The 25,229-nt window shown below is 72.2% G+C and carries 18 protein-coding genes; 7 read left to right on the top strand and 11 right to left on the bottom strand.

Annotated elements, in window-relative coordinates; genetic code table 11:
- Window positions 1-72: 72 nt before the first annotated feature.
- Window positions 73-495 (bottom strand): DUF6223 family protein, encoded by a 423-nt coding sequence (locus ACZ5PB_RS02905; RefSeq protein ID WP_468687184.1) that lies wholly within the window; start codon window positions 493-495, stop codon window positions 73-75.
- A gap of 222 nt (window positions 496-717) precedes the next feature.
- Between ACZ5PB_RS02905 and ACZ5PB_RS02910 the strand changes: the two genes are divergently transcribed.
- Together ACZ5PB_RS02910 and ACZ5PB_RS02915 are read left to right on the top strand one after the other, a co-directional pair.
- Complete coding sequence (locus tag ACZ5PB_RS02910; protein WP_468687186.1) at window positions 718-1,884, top strand: sensor histidine kinase; 1,167 nt, start codon at window positions 718-720, stop codon at window positions 1,882-1,884.
- Window positions 1,881-2,543, top strand: a complete 663-nt coding sequence (locus ACZ5PB_RS02915; RefSeq protein ID WP_468687188.1) for a response regulator — start codon at window positions 1,881-1,883, stop codon at window positions 2,541-2,543. Before ACZ5PB_RS02910 ends, ACZ5PB_RS02915 begins: the two co-directional genes overlap by 4 nt.
- A 112-nt stretch (window positions 2,544-2,655) precedes the next feature.
- On the opposite strand, the gene ACZ5PB_RS02920 is transcribed toward ACZ5PB_RS02915, so the two are convergent.
- Together ACZ5PB_RS02920 and ACZ5PB_RS02925 are read right to left on the bottom strand one after the other, a co-directional pair.
- Window positions 2,656-2,745, bottom strand: a complete 90-nt coding sequence (locus tag ACZ5PB_RS02920) for a potassium-transporting ATPase subunit F (protein WP_468687189.1) — start codon at window positions 2,743-2,745, stop codon at window positions 2,656-2,658.
- 195 nt (window positions 2,746-2,940) lie between these two features.
- Window positions 2,941-4,035: a serine hydrolase domain-containing protein gene (locus tag ACZ5PB_RS02925; protein WP_468687191.1), complete on the bottom strand. Its 1,095-nt coding sequence runs from the start codon at window positions 4,033-4,035 to the stop codon at window positions 2,941-2,943.
- Window positions 4,036-4,187: 152 nt separating this feature from the next.
- On the opposite strand from ACZ5PB_RS02925, the gene ACZ5PB_RS02930 reads away from it, so the two are divergent.
- A complete protein-coding gene (locus tag ACZ5PB_RS02930) occupies window positions 4,188-5,339 on the top strand; it encodes an aminotransferase class V-fold PLP-dependent enzyme (RefSeq protein WP_468687193.1) in 1,152 nt (383 codons plus the stop codon).
- A 46-nt stretch (window positions 5,340-5,385) separates the two neighbouring features.
- Here ACZ5PB_RS02930 and ACZ5PB_RS02935 read toward each other — a convergent pair whose 3' ends face one another.
- Window positions 5,386-6,804 (bottom strand): aminopeptidase P family protein, encoded by a 1,419-nt coding sequence (locus ACZ5PB_RS02935; protein ID WP_468687195.1) that lies wholly within the window; start codon window positions 6,802-6,804, stop codon window positions 5,386-5,388.
- A 171-nt stretch (window positions 6,805-6,975) separates the two neighbouring features.
- On the opposite strand from ACZ5PB_RS02935, the gene ACZ5PB_RS02940 reads away from it, so the two are divergent.
- Together ACZ5PB_RS02940 and ACZ5PB_RS02945 are read left to right on the top strand one after the other, a co-directional pair.
- Complete coding sequence (locus tag ACZ5PB_RS02940; protein WP_468687197.1) at window positions 6,976-7,959, top strand: LuxR family transcriptional regulator; 984 nt, start codon at window positions 6,976-6,978, stop codon at window positions 7,957-7,959.
- A 67-nt stretch (window positions 7,960-8,026) separates the two neighbouring features.
- Window positions 8,027-9,892 (top strand): alkyl/aryl-sulfatase, encoded by a 1,866-nt coding sequence (locus ACZ5PB_RS02945; protein ID WP_468687199.1) that lies wholly within the window; start codon window positions 8,027-8,029, stop codon window positions 9,890-9,892.
- Window positions 9,893-9,966: 74 nt separating this feature from the next.
- Here the strand turns inward: ACZ5PB_RS02945 and ACZ5PB_RS02950 are convergent, their stop codons facing one another.
- The 6 genes from ACZ5PB_RS02950 to ACZ5PB_RS02975 all read right to left on the bottom strand — a co-directional run bounded on the left by ACZ5PB_RS02950 (window position 9,967) and on the right by ACZ5PB_RS02975 (window position 16,473).
- Window positions 9,967-10,518 carry a tellurite resistance TerB family protein gene (locus tag ACZ5PB_RS02950; RefSeq protein WP_468688253.1) on the bottom strand — a complete coding sequence of 184 codons (552 nt, stop codon included), beginning with the start codon at window positions 10,516-10,518 and terminating at the stop codon, window positions 9,967-9,969.
- A gap of 145 nt (window positions 10,519-10,663) precedes the next feature.
- Complete coding sequence (locus ACZ5PB_RS02955; RefSeq protein ID WP_468687201.1) at window positions 10,664-12,754, bottom strand: iron ABC transporter permease; 2,091 nt, start codon at window positions 12,752-12,754, stop codon at window positions 10,664-10,666.
- Between the two features lie 4 nt (window positions 12,755-12,758).
- On the bottom strand, window positions 12,759-13,742 hold the full coding sequence (locus tag ACZ5PB_RS02960) for an ABC transporter substrate-binding protein (protein WP_468687203.1): 984 nt from the start codon (window positions 13,740-13,742) through the stop codon (window positions 12,759-12,761).
- Window positions 13,739-14,626, bottom strand: a complete 888-nt coding sequence (locus ACZ5PB_RS02965; protein ID WP_468687205.1) for an ABC transporter ATP-binding protein — start codon at window positions 14,624-14,626, stop codon at window positions 13,739-13,741. The genes ACZ5PB_RS02960 and ACZ5PB_RS02965 overlap by 4 nt, the downstream gene beginning before the upstream one ends.
- A gap of 113 nt (window positions 14,627-14,739) precedes the next feature.
- Window positions 14,740-15,819: a L,D-transpeptidase gene (locus tag ACZ5PB_RS02970; protein ID WP_468687207.1), complete on the bottom strand. Its 1,080-nt coding sequence runs from the start codon at window positions 15,817-15,819 to the stop codon at window positions 14,740-14,742.
- Window positions 15,820-15,963: 144 nt separating this feature from the next.
- Complete coding sequence (locus tag ACZ5PB_RS02975) at window positions 15,964-16,473, bottom strand: DUF6328 family protein (protein ID WP_468687208.1); 510 nt, start codon at window positions 16,471-16,473, stop codon at window positions 15,964-15,966.
- Window positions 16,474-16,787: 314 nt separating this feature from the next.
- Between ACZ5PB_RS02975 and ACZ5PB_RS02980 the strand changes: the two genes are divergently transcribed.
- Window positions 16,788-20,918 carry a HAMP domain-containing protein gene (locus ACZ5PB_RS02980; RefSeq protein ID WP_468687210.1) on the top strand — a complete coding sequence of 1,377 codons (4,131 nt, stop codon included), beginning with the start codon at window positions 16,788-16,790 and terminating at the stop codon, window positions 20,916-20,918.
- Complete coding sequence (locus ACZ5PB_RS02985; protein WP_468687211.1) at window positions 20,915-23,449, top strand: SpoIIE family protein phosphatase; 2,535 nt, start codon at window positions 20,915-20,917, stop codon at window positions 23,447-23,449. The genes ACZ5PB_RS02980 and ACZ5PB_RS02985 overlap by 4 nt, the downstream gene beginning before the upstream one ends.
- Before the next feature lie 11 nt (window positions 23,450-23,460).
- Here ACZ5PB_RS02985 and ACZ5PB_RS02990 read toward each other — a convergent pair whose 3' ends face one another.
- Window positions 23,461-24,819, bottom strand: a complete 1,359-nt coding sequence (locus ACZ5PB_RS02990; protein ID WP_468687212.1) for a glycoside hydrolase family 6 protein — start codon at window positions 24,817-24,819, stop codon at window positions 23,461-23,463.
- Between the last annotated feature and the right edge of the window lie 410 nt (window positions 24,820-25,229).

The raw sequence follows: 25,229 nt of genomic DNA on the forward strand, positions 1-25,229 counted from the left end.
GCGACAAGTGTCCTGCCACGCGGGCGGCTCCAGCGGGTCGATGCCGGAGCCTGTCGCCCTCCTCCCCGCAGCTCACGCGGTGCGGCGCGCGCGCCGCAGGGCCAGTCCCGCGAGGGCGGTGCCGAGCAGTCCCAGCAGCACGGCCACATAGGCGCCGCCCAGCCCGTTGCCGGTGCCGAGGCCGCCGTCGGCGGTGGCCGCGACCAGCACGCCTAGGACCGTGCTGACCAGCCCAGCCGCGAGGGCCACCACAGCCGCGCGCGATCCCCTGGCGGCGCCGAAGCGTCCTGTGGGACGGGTCAGCGCCAGTACGGCAACGACCAGGGCCGCCAGCCCCAGCAGCCCGCCCGTGGTGGCGCCGATCCGCCCGAGGCTGAAGGTGTAGACGCTGACGGCGGCGGACTCCAGCGAGGACTGTGCAACAGCGGGTACGGCGAGCGCGACGCCTCCCAGGAGTGCGCAGGCAGCGGCGGCGAGCAGGCGGCGGACAGACATGGTGGGGCTCCTTCATCGTTCTGCGACGGGGTGCTGTCCGAGCATGTCCGCGGGACCCGCTTCCGGTCGTCCGGCGAACGCAGTCTCTTCACGCTGCCACCCGCGCGGTATCCGCCTGCCGCGAGCGCGGCAGCAGGACGTACGGCTACTGCGTACGCGGTAGTCCGCCGCTCGCCCACCAGGGGGACTCGCCCCGTCGCGACCGCCCGCTAAGGTGCGCACATGAGTGCAGGTGAGCCCGATGTCCGGGCGCGTGTCGCGGACTTGGTGATCGCTGTCGGTGTGGCCGCGGCACTCGTGGCCACCGGCCTGTCGGAGCAGGGTTCCGTGGAACGTTCCGCCACGGACGACCTCGACACCGGCCTCGACGCACTCGGCTACGGGCTGCTGCTGACCTGCGGGCTGGCGCTCCTCGCGCGCCGCCGGGCTCCGGTGGCCGTCCTGGCCGTCACCGGGCTGTGCTCGGTGGGGTACCAGGCGGTCGGGTTCGATGTACCCGCCGTCGCCTACCTGTTCGCGGTGTACGCGGCCGTCCGGGCGGGGCATCGCGTCCTCACTGTGACGGCGAGCGTGGGCGTGCTGGCCGTGCTTCCGCTCGCGGCCCTGGCCTCGGGCCTGCACGACACGGGCGCGGCATTCGCGCAGGCCCGGGGCGCCCTGGAGATCGCCTGGCTGGTCGCGGCGGGCGCCGCCGGTGAGGCCCTGCGGCAGGCCGAACAGCGGGCGGAGCAGGCCGAGCGCACCCGGGAGGAGACCGCGCGGCGCCGTGCCGACGAGGAACGGCTGCGTATCGCAAGGGAGTTGCACGATTCGCTCACGCACCAGATCTCGGTGATCAAGGTGCAGGCCGAAGTCGCCGTCCACGTGGCGCGCAGGAGGGGCGAGGAGGTGCCGCCCGCGCTGCTGGCGATCCAGGAGGCGGGACGCGAGGCGAGCCGGGAACTGCGCGCGACCCTGGAGGCGCTGCGCGACGACGACACCGCCCCGCCGCGTGGCATCGAGCACGTGGGAGAACTCGTGGAACGGGCCCGACTGCTGGGCCTGGACGCCACGTTGACGATCGAGGGAGAGCCGCTCGGCATACCGGCGGCGGTGGACCGTACCGTCTACCGGATCGTCCAGGAGTCGCTCACCAACACCGCGCGCCATGCGAACGCCGCCGCGGCGTCGGTACGGATCGACTGCCGCCCCAACTCCCTTGCCGTACGCATCGATGACGACGGCAGAGCCGCGCCGGGAAGCGCCCCGACACCGACACCGGGCCCGGGTCTCGGCCTGCTCGGCATGCGCGAACGCGTCACCGCCCTCGGCGGCCGGCTGCGCACGGAACCCCGTGCGGAGGGCGGGTTCACCGTCCAGGCCGAACTCCCCGTCGGGCAGCCGTCATGATCCGGGTCCTGCTGGTCGACGACCAGCCGTTGCTGCGCAGCGGGTTCCGCGCGCTCCTCGATCTCGAAGAGGACATCGAGGTGGTGGCCGAGGCGTCGAACGGGGAGGAGGGCCTCGCCCTGGCCAGGGAGCACCTGCCCGACGTCGCGCTCCTCGACATCCGGATGCCGGTCCTCGACGGCATCGAGACGACCCGTCGCATCGCCGCCGACCCGGCGCTGGCCGCCGTGCACGTCGTGATCCTGACCAACTACGGCCTGGACGAGTACGTGCTCCACGCGCTGCGCGCGGGTGCCGCCGGGTTCCTCGTCAAGGACATCGTGCCGGAGGACTTCCTGCACGCCGTACGCGTGGCCGCGCGCGGCGAGGCGCTGCTCGCCCCGGCGATCACCCGCAAGCTGATCGACAAGTACATCGCCCAGCCGCGCGCCACCGCCCCCGTCACGGGGCTCGACGAGCTGACCGGCCGCGAACGCGAGGCCGTCACCCTGGTCGCGCAGGGCCTGTCCAACGACGAGATCGCCGGCCGCATGGTGATCAGCCCGGTGACGGCGAAGACCCACATCAACCGGGCCATGACCAAGCTCCACGCCCGCGACCGGGCCCAACTCGTCGTCCTCGCCTACGAATCCGGCCTGGTCACCCCGCACCGCTCCTGACCCGAGCGCCCGCACGCCCGCACGCCCGCGCGCCCGCCGAGGCGCCCCACATCGAAGCGTTCGGGACGATACTCCGGGACACCATCTTCTGGACGGCCCCGACGGCCGGGTGTCAGAACTTGTCCGGGTGGCGCATCGCGGCCACCAGGTATCCGACGACGCTGAGGGCCACGACGACGCCGACGACGTTCTCCAGGCTCATGAACGGTCAACTCCCTTTGAGGCTTGAGGCTTGAGGCTTGAGTCGGGCCCTCGGGTCCGGTTGCCCTTGATCAGGCAACCTGTCGTCCGGTGTCCGGTCACCCTCCCTTGACGGCTCCCTGTCGGGACGGTCGTGGATGCTGACGGCTCCTTGACGGCGCCCCGCCGCGCACCCCGCCTCGCGCCCCGCCCGCGCTCAGTCCTCGCCGACCACCGACAGGTCGTCGCCGAGGGCCGCGGCGATCTCCGCCGCGCGGGAGTGGTCGGCCAAGCGGCGGGTCACATAGGCGCACGCGTGGCGGTGGCCGAGGGACCACCAGGCGGCGGAGCCGCCGATTCCGCCCTTGGCGATCTTCCCCCGGTCGCGTACGAAGCCCAGGGTCCAGGTGATCCTGGTGCCGAACACCTCGTCGTGGCCGGTGACCTGGGACGTGAGGAGCTCGGTGTGCAGCCGCTCGCCGAGGAGTTCGCGCAGGGGTCCTTCCGCGCTGGTGAGGGTGGCGAAGAAGCGGGCCGTCGTGGTGGCGGTGGTGTGCAGGTTGGCCGCGCCGAAGACGGACTGCCGCCAGGCGCGGGTGTTCATACGGCCGATGTCCAGGAATCCGTCGGGCACCTGCAGCCAGGGCGCCGCGTGGAGTTGTCGCGGCCACTCCGGGTCCGCGTACTCCAACTCGGCGACCCGGTCCAGTGCCTCGTCGGGGACGCCGAACCAGGCGTCGAGGCCCAGTGCGGGCCGCACCACCTCGTCGTACATCTCCCCCAGCGTGACGCCGCAGCCCGCGCGCAGGATGCCGTCGACGAGGTGGCCGTAGGTCAGCGCGTGCTCCCCCAGCGCGGTGCCCGGCGGGTACTCGGGCGCCGCCTGCGCGAGGCTGCTGCGCAGGGCCGCGGAGTCGAGGAGGTCGAGCCCCGCCGCTTCGGCGGGGAAGCGCGGCTGGCCCGCGCGGTGCGTGAGGACCTGGCGCAGGGTGGTGCGCTCCTTGCCCCGGACCCCGTACTCCTTCCAGACCCCGGCGACCGGCTCGTCCAGTTCGAGTGCGCCGTCGCGGACCGCCACCAGTGCGGCGAGCGTCACGAACGTCTTGGACAGCGAGTAGGGCTGCACCAACGTGTCGTCGCGCCAGGGGCGGCGGCGGGCGGCGTCGGCCCAGCCGCCGTTCAGCCGGACGACCTCCCGGCCGTCGCGCCAGACCGAGACGCCCGCGCCGGTCTCCCTGCCGTCGTCGACCAACTGCTGGAAGACCCGGCGCACTTCCTCGTAACCGGCCTCGGCGAAACCTTCCACCTTCATCTCCACCACCCCTTGGTCCACTTGGTCCTCACCCGCCCCTCAGATACCTCCTGGGGGTATTGGGCAGACCATCGTGCCACACCGGCCCGGACCGGACCATCGCGCTGCGGGCTCCCTTGACACGGAAAAGGCGTCAACCTAACTTCACCCCGATGAGACGACCGATCACCGAGCCCGCCGCGTTCCCCGGCGGCGCCGAGCTGTTCCGGCTCTCCGGCCAGGTGGCCCACCTCAACCACGGGTCCTTCGGTGCCGTTCCCCTCCCCGTCGCCGAAGTCCAGCGGCGCATCGCGGACGAAGCCGCGGCCGACCCCGACTCCTTCTTCATCGGCGTCCCCGACCGAGTCGCCGAGGCGCGGAACCGGGTCGCGGCCCACCTGGGTACCGACCCCGAGGGCGCCGCGTTCGTCGCCAACGCCACCGAGGGCGCCCACCTCGCGCTCGACGCGCTGCGGCTGGCGCCCGACGACGAGGTCCTGGTCACCGACCACGGCTACGGCACGGTCACCGCTGCCGCCGCCCGCCGCGCCCGCGTCGTGACCGCCGCCCTCGACCCGGCGCTGCCGGACGAGCAGGCGGTGCGCAAGGCGGTGCTCGCCGCACTCACGCCCCGTACCCGGGTCGCCGTGCTCGACCAGATCAGTTCGCCCACGGCCCGCCTCATCGCCACCCCCGCGCTCATCGCGGACCTCGCGGAGCGGGGCGTGGCCACCGTGGTCGACGGCGCCCACGCGCCGGGGACGCTCGCCGAACCCCTGGCGGGCGGGCCCGACTTCTGGTTCGGTAACCTGCACAAGTGGGCATACGCGCCGCCGGGCAGTGCCGTGCTCGTGGCGTCCCCGGAGCACCGGCAGCGCGTACCCGCGCCCGTCCCCTCCTGGGAGGACGGCCGGGGCTTCCCGCGCGCGGTCGAGTTCCGGGCCACCGTCGACTACACCGGGTGGCTCGCCGCCCCCGACGGCCTCGGCCTGCTCGCGGACCTCGGCGCCGACCGCGTACGCGCCCACAACAGCACGCTGGCTGCGTACGGCGCCGAACTCCTCGCCGGGCTGCCGGGGTTGACCCCGCTGCCCGCCGACGACCGCCTCCCGATGCGGTCGCTGCGGCTGCCGCCGGGGCTGGCCAGGACGCCCGATGAGGCCGCCGCCCTGCGCGAGGAGATCGCGGCCCGGCTCGGCTTCCGGGTGCTGATCTGGCCCTGGCAGGGCGGCGGCGGCATCCGTGTCTGCGGGCAGGTCTACAACCGGCCCGAGGAGTACGAACGCCTGGTCGTGGCACTGCGGCCGCTGCTGGACGGGCGGTAGCCGACCGGCAGGGGGCGGCGCACCGAATGCGCGAACCCGCGCCGGCTCAGCCCGCGTACCGCGCCATCCACTCCTCGACCTCGTCCGCCGACCTCGGCAGCCCCGCCGACAGGTTCTCGTTGCCGTCGTCGGTGACCAGCAGGTCGTCCTCGATCCGGACGCCGATGCCGCGCCACTCCTCGGGCACGGTCAGGTCGTCCGCCTGGAAGTACAGACCGGGCTCGACGGTGAGCACCATGCCCGGCTCCAGCGGGCCGTCGATGTAGTCCTCGTTTCTGGCCTGGGCGCAGTCGTGGACGTCCAGGCCGAGCATGTGCCCGGTGCCCGCCATCGTGAAGCGGCGCTGGAGCCCGAGGTCGTACGCGCGGTCGGCCGGGCCCTCGATGAAGCCCCACTCGACCAGCCTGGCCGCGAGGTGGCGCTGGGACGCCTCGTGGAAGTCCCGGTAGGCGGCACCCGGCTTCACCGCCGCCATGCCGGCTTCCTGGGCCTCGTACACCGCGTCGTACACCTTGCGCTGGAGGGGCGTGAAGGTGCCGTTGATCGGCAGTGTGCGGGTGACGTCGGCGGTGTAGAGGCTGTGCGTCTCCACTCCGGCGTCGAGCAGCAGGAGTTCGCCCGGCCGCACCGGTCCGTCGTTGTCCGTCCAGTGCATGATCGTGGCGTGCTCGCCGGCGGCGCAGATCGAGCCGTAGCCGACGTGGTTGCCCTCCAGGCGGGCGCGGCGGAAGAAGGTCCCCTCGATCCAGCGCTCGGAGGACGCGATCGCGGCGGACAGCTCGCCGACCACGTCGGTGAAGCCGCGCACCGTGGAGTCCACGGCCTTGCGGAGCTCGCCGATCTCCCACTCGTCCTTGACCAGACGCAGCCCGCTGAGCGCCTCTTCGAACGCTTCGTCGCGGTCCTCGTCGGTGCTGACGGCGGCTTCCAGCGCCGGGTCGATGCCCCGGACGATCCGGGTCGGTACGCCGGCGGAGGCGGCGGCCGCCAGGTCGGCGGCGGCCGTGCGGACGTCCCTGCACGGCAGGCCGAGCACGCGCTCGGACTCGGCGAGGGAGCGGCGGCGGCCCATCCACAGTTCGGCGGTGTTGCCGATCCAGAACTCGTTGTCGTCCCGGCTGTCGCGCGGCAGTTGGTAGCAGTACGCGTCGTGGCCGCCGTCGGTACGGGGTTCCAGGACGAGGGCACCGTCCCTGGCCTGGTCCGCGGACATGTGCACATAGCCGGTGTACGCCCGGAACGGGTAGGTGTCGTCGTTGGAGCGGGTCTTGAGGTTCCCCGAGGGGATCACCAGGCGCTCGCCGGGGAAGAGCGCGGAGAGCGCCGCGCGGCGGCGGGCCGCGTACGGGGCCTGCTCGTCGAGCTCCAGGTCGTGCCGCTCGGTGTCCGCCCATCCCGTCCGCATCAGGGCGGAGAGTTCCTCGGATATCTCTGAGTAGCTACCGTTCTTGCGGCCCTTCGCCACGGCGTTCCCCTTCTTCCCCGGTTCTTCCCGGTACTTCCCTGTGGTGGTTCCCCGCCGGTCGTCGGCGGCTCCCGCGGACGGTATCCCGCACCGCACGCGCGCGGCGCCGAAAAGTGCCACTGGCACGGATCGGACACGGGTCGCCGTCCCCGGCCGTCGATAATGCGGTGCATGACGAACCCGAAACTCGGCGAGGCGCTGCGGCTGCTGGGCCTCGACCCGGCGGCGGCCCGGGTCTATCCGGCCCTGCTCGAACTGGCCCCCGCCCCGCTGAGCGCGATTGCGGCGGCGGCCGGGCTGAGCGGCGCCGATGTCTCCAGGGCGTACGGGGCGCTGGTCGAGGCGGGTCTGGCCAGTGCCGCCGAGGAGGGCGCGGACGAGGTGGCCCCGGTGCCGCCCACGGCGGGTCTGGAGGTGCTGGCCAGGCACCGGGCGGCCGAGGTCGAGAAGTCGCGGATCGCGGTCGGCAGCGCCTTCGACTCGTTCAGGCGCCAGCGGCTGGCCGGGCACCACGACCATCTGGTGGAGGTGGTCACGGGCGATGCCGTCGGCCCCAGGATCCGGCAGGCGTGGGCCAGTGCCCGCGAGCAGATCCGGCAGCTGGAGTCACCTCCGTACATCAGCCATCCGGACGCCACCGACGACGCGCTGGCCACGTTGGCCCGAGGGGTGACGCAGCGCGTCGTGTACTCGCGGGAGTCGCTGGAGTACCCGGGCCGTCTTGAGGAGGCCATCGAGCCGTGCGTCAACGCGGGCGAGCAGGCCAGGGTGCTGCCGTCGGTGCCGGTCAAGCTCGTGGTCATCGACGAGGCGTACGCGCTGGTGTCGTTGTCGATCAAGGAGGCCGATGTGCACAGCACCATGCTGGTGGTGCAGCCGTGCGGGCTGCTGTCCGCCCTGATCGCCCTGTTCGAGCAGTCCTGGCAGAACGCCCTGCCGTTCCACGGCCGCACCACCCGCCCCGGTGGACTGCCGCCCGCCGACCGCCGGTTGCTGTGGCTGCTCGCGGGCGGCGCGGCCGACGACGTCATCGCCCGTGAGCTGGGCATCAGCCGCCGTACGCTCTTCCGCCGACTGCAGATCCTGATGGCGCAACTGGGCGCCGCGAACCGCTTCCAGATGGCGTTGCAGGCGCAGCGCAACGGGTGGCTGTGACGGATCACCGCCCACCCTGGGGTCCGTCATCGGGCGTGCCCGCGCGGCAGGTGTGACGATCGACGGCATGACCATGAGCGAGCGGGAGTTCCGGGACGAAGAAGGCACCGACAGCCAGGACGCGCGGGACGCGGACCGGGGGTTCGTCGCCCGGCTGGATCCGGGCGTGGTGCGGGACGCGTCGGGGCAGGTGGTCTGGGACGCGGACGCGTACGCCTTCCTGGACGACGAGTGCCCGCCCACCGCCCACCCCTCGCTGTGGCGGCAGAGCCGGCTCGTCGCCCGGCAGGGCCTGTACGAGGTGGTGCCCGGCCTGTACCAGGTGCGCGGCCTGGACCTGTCGAACATCACCTTCGTCGAGGGCGAGCGCGGCGTCATCGTGATCGACCCGCTGATCAGCGCGGAGGTCGCGGCAGCCGCCCTCGCCCTGTACCGCGAGCACCGGGGCGAACGCCCCGTGACCGCCGTGCTCTACACCCATTCGCACGTGGACCACTTCGGCGGAGTGCGCGGCGTCGCCGACCCCGAGGACGTGGCGGCGGGACGGATCCAGATCATCGCCCCCTCGGGGTTCATGGAGCACGCCGCCGGCGAGAACGTCTTCACCGGTACGGCGATGGCCCGCCGCGCGGGATACATGTACGGCGCCGCGCTGCCCAAGGGGCCCGCCGGGCAGATCGGCTGCGGCCTGGGCCAGACGACGTCGACCGGCAGCGTCGGCCTGATCGCGCCGACCCTCGACGTCAGCCGCACCGGGCAGACCGAGACGGTCGACGGTGTCCGGATGGTCTTCCAGCTCACGCCGGGCACCGAGGCCCCGGCGGAGATGAATTTCCACTTCCCCGACCTGCGGGTGCTCTGCGTCGCCGAGAACGCCTGCCACACCCTGCACAACGTGCTCACGCTGCGCGGTGCACTGGTCCGTGACCCCAGTGCCTGGGCGCGCTATCTGACCGAGACGCTGCGGCTGTTCGCCGGTTCCACCGATGTCGTCTTCGCCTCCCACCACTGGCCCACCTGGGGTCAGGAGCGGGCGGTGCGTTTCCTGGAGGAGCAGCGCGACGCGTACGCGTACCTGCACGACCAGTCCGTACGGATGATCAACGCGGGGTACACGGGTGCCGAGATCGGCGAGGAGCTCCGCTTCCCGCCGGGCCTGGAGCAGGCCTGGCACGCGCGCGGCTACTACGGCTCGCTCAGCCACAACGCGAAGGCGGTCTACCAGCGGTACATGGGCTGGTTCGACGGCAACCCGGCCCATCTGTGGCAGCACCCGCCGGCCGAAGCGGCCCTGCGGTACGTGGAGTTCATGGGCGGCGCGGACTCGGTGGTGGCCCGGGCCCGGAAGTCGTACGAGGAAGGGGACCTGCGGTGGGTGGCGGAGGTGCTCGGCCACGTGCTGTTCGCCGAACCCGGCCACGAGGGGGCCCGGGCGCTCCAGGCCGAGACGTTCGACCGGCTGGGTCAGGGCTCCGAGTGCGGTCCGTGGCGGAACTTCTACCTGATGGGGGCGGCCGAGCTGCGCGGCGGAATCCTGGGGACCCCCACCAGGGTTGCGCCCGACATGCTGGCCGCGATCAGCAATGGGCAGGTGTTCCAGTCCATGGCGGTACGGGTCAACGGCCCGCGCGCCGCGGCGGCCGGACGGCTGCTGCTGCGCTGGGAGTTCACCGACTCCGGCGAGGTCTGGACGCTGCTGCTCTCCAACGGGGCGCTCACCCCGATGCCGGGCGACGCCCCGCGCGGTGAAGCGCCGGACGCCGTCCTCCGGCTGGCCCGTACCGCTCTCGACGCGGTGCTGGGCGGCGCCTCGACCTTCCGGGACGAGCTGGCGGGCGGCGGTGCGGCACTCGACGGCGACGCGCAGGCGCTGCTCACCTTCGCGGGGCTGCTGGACGCCCCGGACCCGGACTTCGCGATCGTCACGCCCTAGACCGGGTGGGGGGGCGGGCAGACCACGCGTCGCCCGTCCCCTTCCCTTTCCCTTCGGTTCCTTCGGGTGGGCCCTCAGAGGCCGAACTCCTGCGGGTTCACCCCCAGCGCCGCGCACACCTCGCGCAGGATCTGCTCCTCGGGCGGGGAGACGTATCCGTCGGCGCCCGCGACGACGAAGCCGGTCTGCACGACCGCCTTGGCCTCCGTCGGCTTCTTGGCCACCTTGGCGATCACCTGCATCGCCTCGGTCTTGCCGTGCTGGAAGTTGGCCGTCAGCTCGTCGGCGTGCTTGTTGAAGCGCTGGCGCAGCTGGTCCGGCGGGAAGTTCTTCAGGACGTCGTTCTGCAGGATCAGCGATTCCACGTGCTGCCGCTCGGCCGGGTCGACGGAGCCGTCGGCGGCGGCCACCAGGGCGCACATGGCCATGCTGGCGTCCCGGTACCCACCGCTCTTGAGCTCCGTCTTGAGCGTGGAGAGCTGGGACTTGAGCACGCCCACCAGCTGAGCCTTGGACCCTCCCGACGAGCCCGCACCGGGCCGTGACTGGCCGCCGGAGCTCCGCGCTCCCTGGGTCTGCTGCTGCAGACCCTTGGCCTGGTCCTTGATCCGGTCCCACATCGCCATCCGTGCCACCTCGGCTACCCGTTGTCCGTGTCCGTCGGCGCGCTTTCCGCGCTTGTCCATGCCAACGCCCGAGCGGCCCCTTTGAGTTCCCTTGGCGCTCCCTTGGATTTCCCTTGACCCGGCTCCGGCCTTGTTCGGGGTCCGGTCAGGCGCCCTGGCGGCGGCTGCGGATCAGCAGGTACAGGAAGTACGGCGTGCCGATCACCGCCGTCATCAGGCCCGCGCCGAGCTGGGCGGGCGCGATGACCGTGCGGCCAACCAGGTCCGCCGTACAGACCAGCAGGGCGCCGAGCAGGACCGCGACCGGCAGCACCCGCCCGTGGCGGCGGCCGACCATGGCGCGGGCCGCGTGCGGGGCGACCAGGCCGACGAAGCCGATGGTGCCCGCCGCCGCGACGGCGGTGGCGCTGAGCAGCACGCTCAGGGCGAGGAAGGCGAAGCGGCCCCGTCCCAGGTTCAGGCCGAGCAGGCGCGGGGTGTCCTCGTCGAGGGAGAGCAGGTCGAGTTCGGAGCGGCGGGCGAACGCGACGGCCAGCCCGATGACCAGCACGATCGCCAGCGGTACGACGTCCGGCAGGGTGCGGCCGTAGGTCGAGCCGGACAGCCAGGTGAGTGCCTTGATGGCGTTGAACGGGTCGGTGAGGATGATCATGAGGGCGATCAGTGCCATCGCCCCGGTGGCCACTCCGAAGCCCACCAGGACCAGGCGGTTCTGCTGGAAGCCGTCGCGGGCCGAGAGTCCGAAGACCAGGGCCGAGGCGGCCACGGCACCCGCGAACGCGGCACCGGCCACCGCCCAGGGGCCCGCCAGCGGCACGGTGGTGACCAGCAGCACGGCACCGAGCGCCGCGCCTCCGGAGACGCCGAGGGTGCTGGGTTCGGCCAGTGGGTTGCGGGTCACGGACTGGACCAGGGTGCCCGCGAGGGCGAGTGCCGCGCCGGCCAGCAGGGCGGCGACGACCCGTGGCACCCGGGTGTCCAGGACGAAGGTGACGGCCCGTCCCGCGTTGCCCTGCGCCCAGTTGGCGACGTCGCCGAGCAGCAGTTTGTTGTCGCCGACGAGTACGGCGGCGATGGTCGCGCCGACCAGCAGGGTCACCAGGACCGTCGTGGAGACGACGAAGACGCCCCGGCTGCGGATGCGCAGCCGGTCCGGCGGGGCGGCACCGACGGTGTCCTTGGTCCGGTTCGCCATGACGATCAGGAACACGGCGCCGGCGAGGCTGGTGACGACGCCGGTCGGTACGGACACGGCGGTGTCGGAGGGCAGCAGCGCCCGCAGCGCCACGTCCGAGCCGAGCACCAGTGCGGCGCCGACGAGTCCGGTGAACGGCATGACGGCCCGGGACTTGGTGAACACCCGCATCCGCTTCGCCAGCGGGCGCACCAGCGCGGGCGCGCACAGTCCGACGAAGCCGATCGGCCCGGCGAGGGCGACGGCGGCGGCCGAGAGCAGTGCGGCGAGCACGACGGCCAGGATCCGGGTGGCCCGGACCGGGACGCCGAGTCCCCGGGCGGCGTCGTCGCCGAGCGCGAGGGCGTCCATCCGCCGGGAGAGCAGCAGCAGTCCGACGACGCCGATCACGGCGAGCGGCAGCGTCTGCAGGATGCCGTCGTAGCCGCGCTGGGCGATGGCGCCCTGGTTCCACTGGAAGAGGCCTTCGGTCTCCTGCGGGAAGAGCAGCAGGAGGGTGTCGGTCAGCGCGTTGAGGCCCAGGAGCATGGCGCTGCCCGCGAGCACGAGGCGTACGGTGCCCGCGCCGAGCCCGGAGAGCCCGAGCACGAGGGCGGCGGCCGCGAGTCCGCCGATGAAGGCGATGCCGGTGGTGGCGAACAGCGGTACGGAGACGCCGGTGACGGCGGCGATGCCGAGCGCCAGGTAGGAGCCCGCGTTGACCGCGAGGGTGTCGGGCGAGGCCAGGACGTTGCGGCTGACGGACTGCAGGGCGGTGCCCGCGACGGCGAGCACCACGCCGATCAGCAGTCCGGCGACCATGCGCGGCAGCCGGGCGGCGGCGACGACGGACGCGTCGCCCTCCGAGGCCTGCCCGGTGAGCGCCTTCCAGACCTCGGGGAGGCCGACGGACGAGGTGCCCTGGGAGACGTCGACGACCGCGAGCACGGCGACGAGGAGGACCAGGGCGGCCGTCACCGCGGCCGCACCCGTCCGGTTCCTGGCCGTCGTTCGGGGGGTGACGGGGGCGGGGGCGGGGGTGGTGGTTGCGGTGACGGCCATGGTGCTACTTCTTCAGCGCCTCTACGACGGAGTCGACGTACTGGCCCATCGACAGCGGTCCGCCGAACATCCAGACGCCGTCGGGCAGCCGGTGCACGTTGCCCTTCTTGACGAACGGCAGCGACTTCCAGACGGAGTCGGTGGTCAGGACGCCGGAGAAGGGGTTGGCGTCCTTGTCGGTCTCGTTGCCGATGTAGGCGAACTGGACGTCGTCGCCCAGCTTGGTGAGGCCCTCGACGTCGGTCTTGGCGAGGCCGTAGTCCTTGTCGCCCTTCTGCGTCCAGGGGTTCTTCAGGCCGAGCTTGTCGTTGACCGCGCCGATCAGCGAACCGCTGGTGTACGGGCGGATGGAGACCTGGTTGGAGACGACGTAGCCGTCGGCGAAGGCGAACTCGTCGCCGCCGTGGCCCGCGGTCTCGATGGCCTTCTTGCCGTCGGCCAGCTTGGTGTCGAAGTCCTTGAGGAGCTTCTCGGCCTTCGCGGTGGTGCCGGTGGCCTTGGCTATCTCGTTGAGGTCGGCGGTCATCCGGCCGAGCGGGTCGGTGGCGTCGGCGGCCTTCAGCTCCAGTACCGGGGCGACCTTGCGCAGCTGCTTGAGGGCGGCTGCCGGCAGGTCGGTGGTGGCGACGATGAGGTCGGGGGCCAGCCCGGCGACGGTGTCCATGCTGGGCTCGCCGCGGGTGCCGATGTCCTTGGCACCGTCGTTCAGCGGGGCGGCCGTGGCCCACGCCTTGTAGCCCTTGACGTCGGCGACGCCGGTGGGCTGGACGCCCAGCGAGAGCAGCGCCTCGACGACGTTCCACTCCGTGCCGACGACCTTCTTGGCGGGGCCGTCGAGGACGACCTTGGTGCCGTTGGCGCCGTTGAGGGTGATCTTCTCGGCGGTCTTCGGCTTGGCGGCGTCGGCCGCGGGCTCGGTGGTCCCGCAGGCGGTCAGGGTGAGGGCCGCCGCAGTGGCTGCCGCTGCGGTGAGGAGGAGGCGTCTCATGAGGTGGCGCTGAGCCTTTCGCTTCGCGTGTGGTGGCGGCCTATCGCGCGGGTGCGCAGCCTGCCGGTGAGCGGGTCGGGGTCGACCTCGATACGGATGCCGTAGGTGGCGGTGAGCCGTTCGGCGGTGAGTACGTCCTGGGGGCTGCCGTCGGCGATGACGCGTCCGCCGTCCAGCAGGACGACGCGGTCGGCGATGGCGGCGGCCTGGTCGAGGTCGTGCAGGACGGCGCCGACGGCGATGCCGTGGTCGTCCGCCAGGTCGCGTACGAGGTCGAGGAGTTCGACCTGGTAGCGCAGGTCGAGGTAGGTGGTCGGCTCGTCGAGGAGCAGTACGCCGGTCTCCTGGGCGAGGCAGCCGGCCAGCCAGACGCGCTGGAGCTGTCCGCCGGAGAGGTGCTCGGCACCCCGGTCGGCGAGCTCTGCGACGCCCGTCATGGCCAGCGCGCGGTCGACCGCGGCCGGGCCCTCGGGGTCGGCCTTGCCCCAGCGTCCCCGGTAGGGGTAGCGGCCGAACTCGACGAGGTCGCGCACGGTGAGACCGCTGGGCGTGGGCCGCCCCTGGGTGAGCAGGGCGACGCTGCGGGAGAACTCCCGGGCGCTCAGGGCCAGGGCGTCGGTGTCCCCGTCGATGACGAGGTTCGCGGCCTTGGGGCGCTGGAGCCGGGAGATGGTCCGCAGCAGCGTCGACTTCCCGCTGCCGTTCGGTCCGACCAGGACCGTCACCTCGCGGGGCCGGAGCCGCAGCGAGGCGTCGTGGACGACGTCGACGCCGTCGTACGCCACGGTGACTCCCGTGGCCGCCAGTTCATGACCACGGGGGCCATGGGAACCACGGGGACGGCTGTCCGTGGACGTCTCTTCGCCTGCTTGACCTGCCTGCACGCCGGGAAGGTTAGCCTAACCTTAGGTTTAGTTGAAAGTGACCCTGCCGAACCGTTGCCGGGGCGAGATATGGGCCCACCCCCCTGCACTGGCAGGACCTCCGTCAACTCGGCTCAGGCGGTGGGCCGTTCACCCAGTTCACTGCCCGCGAGCCACTGCTCCCAGCTCAGGTTCCAGTCGCCGTATCCGTTGCCGAAGTGGTCCATCGGCTTGCCGGTGGTGCCGGTGACCTCGATGACGTCGCCGACCCGGCTCTGCCCGTACAGCCACTTCGCGTCGCTGTCGCTCATGCCGATGCAGCCGTGGCTGACGTTCTCCTTGCCGAAGGAGGCGGCGTTGTCGGGGGCGGCGTGGATGTACTCGCCGCTGATGGTCTCCCGCATGCTCCAGTTGTACGGGTCGTAGTAGCCGTCGGGGCTGTTGCGGGGGATGCCGATGGTGCGCGAGTCCATCACCACGCGGCCGTCCTTGGACAGCACGGTCTTGATGCCCTCGCGGGTCTTGAAGCGCTTCTCGCCCCCGCTGACGGGGATGACGCGGGCGACCTTGCCGTTGCGTACGACGGTCATGGTGTGGGCGGCCAGGTCCACCTTGTTGACCATGGAGTCGCCGACGGTGAAGGAGACCTTGCGGTCGCGGTCGGCGGCGGTGGTCCCGGCCAGTTTGACCCGGGCGAGCCGGGCGTCGAGGGTGACCTGCGTGCCGGCCGGCCAGTAGGCCTCGGGGCGGAAGTGGACCAGGGTGTCCCCCTTGACCTCGGCCCAGTGCCAGGCGCCGGTGAGCGGCGCCGGGGAGCCCTTGGTGGTGACCTTGAGGGCGCCCTCGATGCCCGCGCGCAGTTCCTTGTCGACCCGCTGCCCCTTGAAGACGACCGCGAGCGGCTGGCCGACGCCGACCGTGGCGCCGTCTCGCGGGGCGATCTGCGGGGCGACGGTGCGGCGGGCGGTGCTTGCGGGGAGCTCGACGGCGGGCGGTGCGGGCTTGGCGGCCGGTGCCTGCTTCCCCGCCGCGCCGGGATCCGTTCCCGCGCCCGCGTCCGCTCCCCTGCCCGGGCCCGCTTCCACGTCTGCGGCCACGGCGTTCTCCGCCGGGGTCAGGGCCCGGGTCCCCTCGCCCCCGCAGGCCGTGGCGGCCAGGGTGAACGCGGCGATCGCGACGGGTATCCGGACGGCGGGCATGACGGAGCGGCGCATTCTTCCTCGTACTTCTTCGGGCCCGGCGGAAGCGGCGGGCTCGGCGGATCGACCCCGCGGGTGCGGATCGATCCTTCAGATTAGGAAGGCCGTCGGCCCTTCCTCGGGGGCCGAAAGTCCCGAATCGGTCACCGAAGTACCCGTTCAGTCCGTGGTGTGCCGCCTGCGGGCCCACATCGGCAGCACGTACCAGCACAGCAGGTACCAGGTCACCACTCCGGCGACCAGCCACGGTGCGTAGGCGTTGTGCGTCACCACCCGCATGACGAGCAGCAGCGCGGACGACAGGGTGGCGAGCAGCAGGGCCAGTCCGAGGAAGGTCAGCCGGGAGGCCCAGGCCACCGCCTGCGGCTTGATCTTGCGGCCGGAGACGATGCGGTGGAAGGAGACCGGACCGATCAGGGCGCCGGTGGCGGCGGAGCCGAGCACCACGGTGATGACGTAGATGGTCTTGTCGGTCTGCTGAAGGGCCTGGAAGCCCGGCTGGAAGACCACCGTGAGGAGGAAGCCGAAGAGGATCTGTACGCCCGTCTGGGCCACCCGGATCTCCTGGACGAGCTCGGCCCACTGGCGGTCGGCGCGCTCGTCCTCGCTCTCCGCTCTGCCCGTGGGCGACCCGCTGCCGCTCGAATCTCTGCTTCCGCTCCCGGCCATGAGTCGGCTCTCCTCACTGTCTGCCCGCTCCGGGCGCGATTCCGCACACCCGGAGCTTCCCCGCTCTTATCGAGCACCCAATCGAGCACCTACCCTTTTGAGTGACAGGCATGAGCTCCACGACCGGTCCAGGCCCACGCTCAACCACTGATGTCACAGCGGCGAACCCGTAAGACCGTGAAGAAAATTGCCGTACGGCAACTGTGGCACCATGACCCACGGAACGCCCGTTCGGAAGTGAGCTGGTCGGACCGGTACCGCCCCCTGCGCGGGCCGGTATCGAGCAAGTCGCGGTGGAGGGGTGGAACAGGACCATGGGAACTGGTGCGGAGACAGGCAGGCGGCGCACGTCGGCCGCGGCGGCGCGCGCGGACGGCTCGATCGTGAAGAACGGTCCGGCGAAACCGGGACCGGCCGCCTCGAAACCGGGACCGGCCGCCGGTAAAGCGGCCCCGGCCCCGGAACAGGGCCCGGCCGGTTCGGTGGGCGAGCCAGAGCTGAGGCAGCTGCTCGCGGGACTCACCGCCGTACGCGACGGGGACTTCGGCACCCGGCTGCCGGACGACCGCGAGGGCCTCCTCGGCGAGATCGCCCTCGTCTTCAACGGCATGGTCGACCAGCTGTCGCTGTTCACCTCCGAGGTCACCCGGGTCGCCCGCGAGGTCGGCACCGACGGACGCCTCGGCGGCCAGGCCGTGGTGCCCGGCGTGGACGGCACCTGGAAGGACCTGACCGACTCCGTCAACGCGATGGCCGGCAACCTCACCACTCAGGTGCGCGACATCGCGCAGGTCGCCACGGCGGTCGCCAAGGGCGATCTGACCCGCAAGATCGACGTGGACGCCCAGGGCGAGATCCACGAGCTCAAGAACACCATCAACACCATGGTCGACCAGCTGTCCTCGTTCGCCGACGAGGTCACCCGGGTGGCCCGTGAGGTGGGCACCGAGGGCCGGCTCGGCGGACAGGCCGACGTACAGGGCGTCTCCGGTACGTGGAAGGACCTGACCGAGTCCGTCAACGTCATGGCGAACAACCTCACCTCCCAGGTGCGGAACATCGCCCAGGTCACCACCGCCGTCGCCAAGGGCGACCTCTCGCAGAAGATCCGGGTGGACGCGCGCGGCGAGATCCTGGAGCTGAAGGAGACCATCAACACGATGGTCGACCAGCTCTCGGCGTTCGCCGACGAGGTCACCCGGGTCGCCCGCGAGGTGGGCACCGAGGGCAATCTGGGCGGCCAGGCGACCGTGCGCGGCGTCTCGGGCACCTGGAAGGACCTCACCGACAACGTCAACGTGATGGCGTCCAACCTCACCGGTCAGGTGCGGTCGATCGCGCAGGTCGCGACCGCCGTCGCCAAGGGCGACCTGTCGCAGAAGATCAACGTCGAGGCGAAGGGCGAGGTCGCCGCGCTGGCGGGGGTCATCAACACGATGGTCACCACCCTCTCCGCGTTCGCCGGGGAGGTCACCCGGGTGGCCCGCGAGGTGGGCACCGAGGGCATCCTCGGCGGCCAGGCGCACGTCCCGCACGTGGCCGGGACCTGGAAGGACCTCACCGACAACGTCAACTCGATGGCGAACAACCTCACCGGGCAGGTCCGCAACATCGCCCAGGTGACCACCGCCGTCGCGCGGGGCGACCTGACCCGCAAGATCGACGTGGACGCGCGCGGCGAGATCCTGGAGCTCAAGACCACCATCAACACGATGGTCGACCAGCTGTCGTCCTTCGCGGCCGAGGTGACCAGGGTGGCCCGCGAGGTGGGCTCCGAGGGCCGGCTCGGCGGACAGGCCGAGGTCGAGGGCGTCTCGGGGACCTGGAAGCGGCTCACCGAGAACGTCAACGAGCTGGCCGGGAACCTCACCCGGCAGGTCCGCGCCATCGCCGAGGTCACCAGCGCCGTCGCCGAGGGCGACCTCACCCTGTCCATCACCGTGGACGCCTCCGGCGAGGTCGCCGAGCTCAAGGACAACATCAACTCGATGGTGGAGTCCCTGCGCGAGACCACCCGCGCCAACCAGGAGCAGGACTGGCTCAAGACCAACCTCGCCAGGATCTCCGGCCTGATGCAGGGCCAGCGCGACCTCACCGTCGTCGCCGAGCTGATCATGGACGAGCTGACCCCGCTGGTCGGCGCGCAGTACGGCGCCTTCTACCTCGCGCACGACACCGGCCACGACGCCATCCACTCCGCCAAGCTCGAACTCATCGGCTGGTACGGCCACTTCCAGTCCGCCGAGGACCGCCCGGTCCGCTTCGAACTGGGCCAGTCGCTGGTCGGCCAGGTCGCCCGCAGCCGCCGTACGATCGCCGTCGACGAGCTGCCCCCGGGGTACGTCACCGTCTCCTCGGGCCTCGGTTCGGCGGACGCGCGCAGCCTCCTCGTCCTGCCGATCGCCGTCGAGGGCCTGGTGCTCGGGGTGATCGAGCTGGCCTCGGTGGGCGGGTTCACCCCGGTGCACCGGGACTTCCTGGAGCAGCTGATGGAGGCGGTCGGCGTCAACGTCAACACCATCGTCGCCAACGCCCGTACCGATGAACTCCTCGGCGAGTCCCAGCGGCTGGCCGCCGAACTGCAGTCGCGCTCCGAGGAACTCCAGTCGCAGCAGGAGGAGTTGCAGCACTCCAACGCCGAACTGGAGGAGAAGGCGGCCCTGCTGGCCTCCCAGAACCGGGACATCGAGGCGAAGAACCTGGAGATCGAGCAGGCCAGGCAGGAGCTGGAGGACCGGGCGCAGCAGCTGTCCATCGCCTCCAAGTACAAGTCGGAGTTCCTGGCGAACATGAGCCACGAGCTGCGCACCCCGCTCAACTCCCTGCTGATCCTGGCCCAGTTGCTCGCCCAGAACCCGACCCGCAACCTCTCCCCCAAGCAGGTCGAGTACGCCGGGGTCATCCACTCGGCGGGCTCCGACCTGCTCCAGCTGATCAACGACATCCTCGACCTGTCGAAGGTCGAGGCCGGGAAGATGGACGTCAACCCGGAGCCGGTCGGCCTGCGCAAGCTGCTGGACTACGTCGAGGCGACCTTCCGCCCGATGACCGCGCAGAAGGGCCTGGACTTCCGGATCAGCGTGGCGCCGGGCGCACCGGCCGAGCTGGTGACGGACGACTCGCGGCTGCGCCAGGTGCTGCGCAACCTCCTGTCCAACGCGGTGAAGTTCACCGAGTCCGGGGCCGTCGAGCTGCGGATCGACCCGGTGATCGGCGCCGATCTGCCGCCGCTGGTGCGTCCGCACGGCCCGGCCGTCGCCTTCCGGGTGATGGACACCGGCATCGGCATCGCCGACCAGCAGCTGGAGGCGATCTTCGGGGCCTTCCAGCAGGCGGACGGCACGACCAGCCGCAAGTACGGCGGTACCGGGCTCGGCCTGTCGATCAGCCGGGAGATGGCCCACCTGCTGGGCGGCGCCATCCACGTGACCAGCACGCCCGGCGAGGGCAGCACGTTCACCCTGTACATCCCGGTGGCCCGCTTCGAGTCCCCGGCGGCGTACGCCGACCCGGCGGACAAGCACCGCGAGGCGGCCGGGCTGCCCGTGCCCTCCGCCGTCGTACCGGCGCAGCAGCGCAGGCTCCTGGTCATAGAGGACCGGCCGCGCGGTCTGCTGTCGCTGGTCGCGGAGAGCGCGGTGGCGGAGCTCGCGGAGGGTTCGCTGCCGGACGCCAGGGGGCCCGTGCACGTGCGTACGGCGGTCGGCCCCGAGGAGGCGGCCGCGGCCCTGGCGGCCGACCCGTGCCACTGCGTGGTGATCGGCCTGGACATGCCCGACGGGTCCGCGATGCGCCTGCTGCAGGCGCTGGACGGCGATCCGGCGCTGCGCCAGGTGCCGGTGCTGGCCCATCACACCCGGCCGCTGGAGCCGGTGCACGAACGGCAGCTGACCGACTGGTCGCGGACCAAACCGCTGGAGCTGCTGCCCAGTCTGGACGAGCTGCGCGAGCGGATCGCGCTGCACCTGACGGCCGAACGGCCCGCCGACGTCCTGCCGTTGGTACGTACGGTGGTGCCGCCCGTCGAGGCGGCCGGCGCACCCGAACCGGCCCCGGACGGGGCGCTGGACCTGACGGGCCGGGTGGTCCTGGTGGTCGACGACGACGCCCGCAACGTCTACGCGCTGACCGGCATCCTCGAACTGCACGGGATGCGCGTCCTGCACGCGGACAACGGCCGCAAGGGCCTTGAGGTGCTCGCCCTGCACGGCCGGGTGGAGCTGATCCTGATGGACGTGATGATGCCGGAGATGGACGGGTACGCGGCGACCTCGGCGATCCGCGCGATGCCGGAGTACGCGGATCTGCCGATCATCGCGGTGACGGCGAAGGCGATGGAGGGCGACCGGGACAAGTGCCTGGCGGCCGGGGCCAGTGACTACATCACCAAGCCCGTGGACGCGGGCGACCTGGTGGACCGGATGCGCACCTGGCTCTCGCGGTGACCGACGAACAGCGCGACGCGGGACGGCGCGACCCCGACCGGCGCGACCCCGACCGACGCGACCCCGAGCGGCGCAAGTCCGACCGGCGGACGAAGGCCAGGCGCAAGGAGGACGGGCGCGAGCAGACACGTCCGCTGGACGCGCTCGCCGCCACCATCGAGCAGCTCCGCCACGACCTGACGCTCTCTCAGGAGTCTTCCGACTCAAGGGCGTTGATAGGCATCGCGACGGGGATCCTGGTCGAGCGGGGGCAGGGCGGGCCGGCCGAGGCCGCCCTGCACCTGGAGCGGCTCGCCGAGTCCGCGCGGGTGCCGCTCCTGGAGCTGGCGGCCGACATCGTGCACGGGGCGGCCGGGGACCACATGACGGACACGCTCCCGGTGCCGATGTCGGCGTCCGTGTCCGCGTCCGCCTCCCTGGCCGGGTCCGCCGGACCGGACGCGGGTGGCGCCACCGGTGCCGGCACGCCGTCCGTTCCCGCGCCCGCCGGGCCCGGGGGCGGTGCGCGGCCCGGCAACGTACTGCGGCTGCGGGCCGCCGAGACCGGGTCCATGACGGGTGACGCGCAGACCGCGGCCCGGTCCCTGTTCGAGCAGGCGCTCGCCCCGCTGGGCGCGAGCGCGCTGGCGCTGTGGGCGGCCGGGCGCGACGGCGCTCTGATACTGGCCGGACACGCGGGCTTCTCGCGCGGCGAGGCCGACCGCTGGCGCTACGTACCACCGGGGGTGGGGACCTGGGCGCAGCAGGTGCTGACCGAGCGCCGTCCGCGCTGGTACGGGTCGCTGCCCGCCGGCACCCCGGGGATCGGCCTGCGGCACGGCACCGACGGGGCGCGCAGCGTGCTGCCCGCCGAGGTGGGCGGCCGGATCCTGGGCGTGCTGGAGGTGTGCTGGCCGCAGCCGCAGCCCCCGCTGTCCACCGCCGCGACCCGGCAGCTGGACGCCCTGGCCGACCTGTGCGGGCACACCCTGCCGGGCACGGACGTGTCGGCCGCCGCGGCCGACTGCCCGCCGGACGAGAAGGCGGGCCCGCTGGCCGACCTCGCGGACGGGCTGCTCGATCCGGCGCTGGTGCTGCTGCCGCTGCTGAACGACCAGAACACCGTGGTCGACTTCCACATCGCGTACGCCAACGAACGCTTCACCGACCTCGCGGGCCGCCCCAGGGCGGTGCTGACCGGGATGCGCTGGCTGGAGGCGTACCCGCTGAGTGCCTGTCAGGGCGGGCTGTACGAGCCGCTGTTGCGGGTGCACGCCACCGGAGAACCGTTCCGCTCGGGGCGGATGGCGCTCAACTCCCAGGTGGACGAGGTGCCGTTGGTGTCGGTGGCCTCGGTGGGCATCGGCCGCTACGGGGACTCCGTACTGCTGACCTGGCGTCTGGAGGACGAGGCGTCCCGGCTCGCCTCGCTGCTCCAGCACGCCCAACGCCTGGGCCGCATCGGCGGGTTCGAGGAGAACACGGTCACCGGTGAGGTGCTGTGGAACAGTCAGCTGTACACCCTCTTCGGGCTGCCGCCCACCTCGTCGCCCGTACCGCTGGAGCGGCTGCACCACCATGCGCACGACGACGACTCGGTGGCCATCGGCCGGTTCCTGCGGACCCTGCTGCACCACCGGCACTCGGCGTCCACGGCGTTCAGGCTGCGTCGTGCGGACGGGGTGATGCGGCACATCCGCATCGTCGCCGAGCCGGTCACCGACCCGGCGGGCACCCTGCTGTCCGTGCGCGGGGCCTATCAGGACGTGTCGTCCCAGCACTGGACGGAGGTGGCGCTCGCCGCGACCCGTGACCGGCTCGCCGACTCCGAGCAGCAGTCCGAGGAGCAGAGCAGGCTCGCCCTCCAGCTCCAGCAGGCGATCATGCCGCCGACCCGGGACGCGGTGGAGACCGCGGGACTGCGGGTCGCGGTGCGCTACCGGCCCGCCGAGGAGGAGCACCTGGTCGGCGGCGACTGGTACGACGCGGTGGCGCTGCCCGACGGCAAGGTGCTGCTCGCGGTCGGCGACGTGGCGGGGCACGGCATCCACGCCGCCACCGGCATGGTCGTCCTGCGCAACGCGCTGCGCGGTCTGGCCGCCACCGGGGCCGGTCCGGCCCAGCTGCTCGGCTGGCTGAACTCGGTGGCCCACCATCTGACCGAGCATGTCACCGCGACTGCCATCTGCGGCATCTTCGACCCGTCGACCCGGCTGCTGCGCTGGGCCCGCGCGGGCCATCCGCCGCCGGTGCTGGTGCGGGGCGGGGCCGCGGCCGCGCTGCCGATGCCGCGCGGGATACTGCTCGGCGCGATAGGCGAAGCCGCGTACAGCGAGAACGAGTTGGTGCTGGAGGCGGGTGACCGGCTGCTCATGTACACCGACGGTCTGATCGAGCGGCGCGACCGCACGGTGCAGGACTCGCTGGAGCAGCTCCTCGCGCTGGCGGGCACCGCGCCGCCCGAGCTGGAGAAGCACCTCGACCGGCTGCTGACCCACAGCCGGTCGGACACCGACGACGACACCTGTCTGATCGGCATCGAGGTGCAGTGAGACCCGCCGGGCTACTCGGGCCTGGCGGGCACGATCGGCGGGTTGGCCAGCCGTACGAGTTCCAGGGCCTGGTCCGGGAACCAGTCGCCCGCCTTGGGGTCGACCGTGTCGCGCTCCGGGTCCTTGGGGCCCGGGGTGCCGCGCAGGCACAGGCCGTCCGACTCGCCTGGGGTCTTGATCCACAGCTTGGCGTCCTGGAGCGGGTCGCCGGTGCGGGTGGTGGGGCGCACGCCGAGGCCGCGTCCCGGCGGGTTGCACCAGTCCTGCGGGTCGGTGTACTTGCCGGCGGGCGGGGTCCAGGGGCCCTTGCCGTTGCGGCTGGTGTCGGTGACGAAGTGCTTCATCCGCGAGGCGGGCGTGGTGACGTTCTTGTCGATCCAGGCCTGGGCGGCGTCGCGCGGCCCCTTCTGCGAGGGGCAGTCCTCGGCCTTGCCGCCCTCCTCGACGTAGGCCAGACAGGACGAGATCAGCTTTCCGTACCAGGAGTTGGTCTCGTCGGTCTGGTGGTTGGAGGCGTTGGTGTAGAAGCCTGTCGCGGTCTTGATGCCGCCCTTGATGAGGCGCGGCACGATGCTGGCGGTGTCGTGCCAGCCCGCGTGTCCTGTGTCGAGGTAGATGCGGGTCTTGCGGAGGGCGGCGAAGGTGTTGACGGCGTAGTTGACCTCTTCGTAGCGGGCGGCCGTCTTGGTGCCCTGGGCGTCGTCCTGACCGCAGTCGGAGGGCACCAGGGCCAGCGAGTCGGGCTCCAGGACGATCAGCGCGTCGCGCTTGCCGATGCCCCGGGCGACGCCGTCGATCCAGGCCTTGTACTCGGCGGTGGTGCTCGCGCCGCCACCGGAGTAGTTGGAGCAGTCCCGGCCGGGGATGTTGTAGAGCGCGAAGACCGGCATCGACCCGTCGATGCGCGCGTCCCTGACGACCTCCCTGGCATCCTTCTCGACGGCCTCGGGGCTCTGGTCCCCGTACCAGACGGCATGCGGGGTGCGCACCATCCTGATGATCCCGGCGGCGTCGCGCAGACCGCTGACGGTGCCGCTGTTCGTCAGTTTCAGGGCCTGTTTGTACGCGTCCGGATTGGCGAGCGGGGTGTAGAGGCGGGGGCTGCCCGCCAGCGTGGGCGCGGGGGGTCCGGCCGCGGCCGGGGCGCCCTCGGCGGGCTCCGGCGCACCGGAGGCGAATCCACTGGTCGTGGCCCAGATGACCGCCGCGGCCAGTGGCGGCACGGCCGCCAGGACGAGGGTGCCGCGGCGCAGCGGGCCTGCTGGACGTTTGAGCCGCCTGTTGCGTTTGGGACGGTCGTGCTTGACGGGGCGCAGGGTCGGCACGGGCTCGGTGTGCCGAGTGGGCTGCGCGGGTTCCTCGGGTCGCATGGGGCACTCCTGGGTCGCAAGGACGTGCGGGAGCGGTTCCCGCACGAGAGTTGCCCAGGGCCATGTGCGCGTCAAGAGTGAGGTGACTTCTGATGCTCCCGGGCCGCGGACTCACGGTGCATCAGGTCACCGGAACGCGCAGGCCGGAGTGCGTTCCGGGGAGCCGGACGGGTGAGGAAAGGGACTTGACGGGTGTTCAGCGCATCCCGGACGGAGACGACGGAGCGGCGGGCAGGCTGCGGCTGTCCGGGCGGGGCCTGGGGCCTCGGCCCGCGCCCCTTGAGCGGACCCGGCCCAACCCGGCGGGGCTCGGCCTGGCGGGACCCGACCCGGTACAGGCCGGCCCGGCAGGACCCGACCTGGCTAAGCCCGACCTGGCTAAGCCCGACCTGGCGGGGCTTGGCCCGGCT

The organism is Streptomyces sp. NPDC032721 (genome assembly GCF_055579625.1).

Excerpts from the sequence above, each read along its gene's own strand:
- ACZ5PB_RS02960 (WP_468687203.1), bottom strand. The coding sequence starts at position 13,742 with ATGAGACGCCTCCTCCTCACCGCAGCGGCAGCCACTGCGGCGGCCCTC.
- ACZ5PB_RS02905 (WP_468687184.1), bottom strand. The coding sequence starts at position 495 with ATGTCTGTCCGCCGCCTGCTCGCCGCCGCTGCCTGCGCACTCCTGGGA.
- ACZ5PB_RS02950 (WP_468688253.1), bottom strand. The coding sequence starts at position 10,518 with ATGGCGATGTGGGACCGGATCAAGGACCAGGCCAAGGGTCTGCAGCAG.
- ACZ5PB_RS02925 (WP_468687191.1), bottom strand. The coding sequence starts at position 4,035 with ATGAAGGTGGAAGGTTTCGCCGAGGCCGGTTACGAGGAAGTGCGCCGG.
- ACZ5PB_RS02910 (WP_468687186.1), top strand. The coding sequence starts at position 718 with ATGAGTGCAGGTGAGCCCGATGTCCGGGCGCGTGTCGCGGACTTGGTG.
- ACZ5PB_RS02980 (WP_468687210.1), top strand. The coding sequence starts at position 16,788 with ATGGGAACTGGTGCGGAGACAGGCAGGCGGCGCACGTCGGCCGCGGCG.
- ACZ5PB_RS02970 (WP_468687207.1), bottom strand. The coding sequence starts at position 15,819 with ATGCGCCGCTCCGTCATGCCCGCCGTCCGGATACCCGTCGCGATCGCC.
- ACZ5PB_RS02940 (WP_468687197.1), top strand. The coding sequence starts at position 6,976 with ATGACGAACCCGAAACTCGGCGAGGCGCTGCGGCTGCTGGGCCTCGAC.
- ACZ5PB_RS02930 (WP_468687193.1), top strand. The coding sequence starts at position 4,188 with ATGAGACGACCGATCACCGAGCCCGCCGCGTTCCCCGGCGGCGCCGAG.
- ACZ5PB_RS02975 (WP_468687208.1), bottom strand. The coding sequence starts at position 16,473 with ATGGCCGGGAGCGGAAGCAGAGATTCGAGCGGCAGCGGGTCGCCCACG.
- ACZ5PB_RS02915 (WP_468687188.1), top strand. The coding sequence starts at position 1,881 with ATGATCCGGGTCCTGCTGGTCGACGACCAGCCGTTGCTGCGCAGCGGG.
- ACZ5PB_RS02945 (WP_468687199.1), top strand. The coding sequence starts at position 8,027 with ATGACCATGAGCGAGCGGGAGTTCCGGGACGAAGAAGGCACCGACAGC.
- ACZ5PB_RS02990 (WP_468687212.1), bottom strand. The coding sequence starts at position 24,819 with ATGCGACCCGAGGAACCCGCGCAGCCCACTCGGCACACCGAGCCCGTG.
- ACZ5PB_RS02955 (WP_468687201.1), bottom strand. The coding sequence starts at position 12,754 with ATGGCCGTCACCGCAACCACCACCCCCGCCCCCGCCCCCGTCACCCCC.
- ACZ5PB_RS02920 (WP_468687189.1), bottom strand. The coding sequence starts at position 2,745 with ATGAGCCTGGAGAACGTCGTCGGCGTCGTCGTGGCCCTCAGCGTCGTC.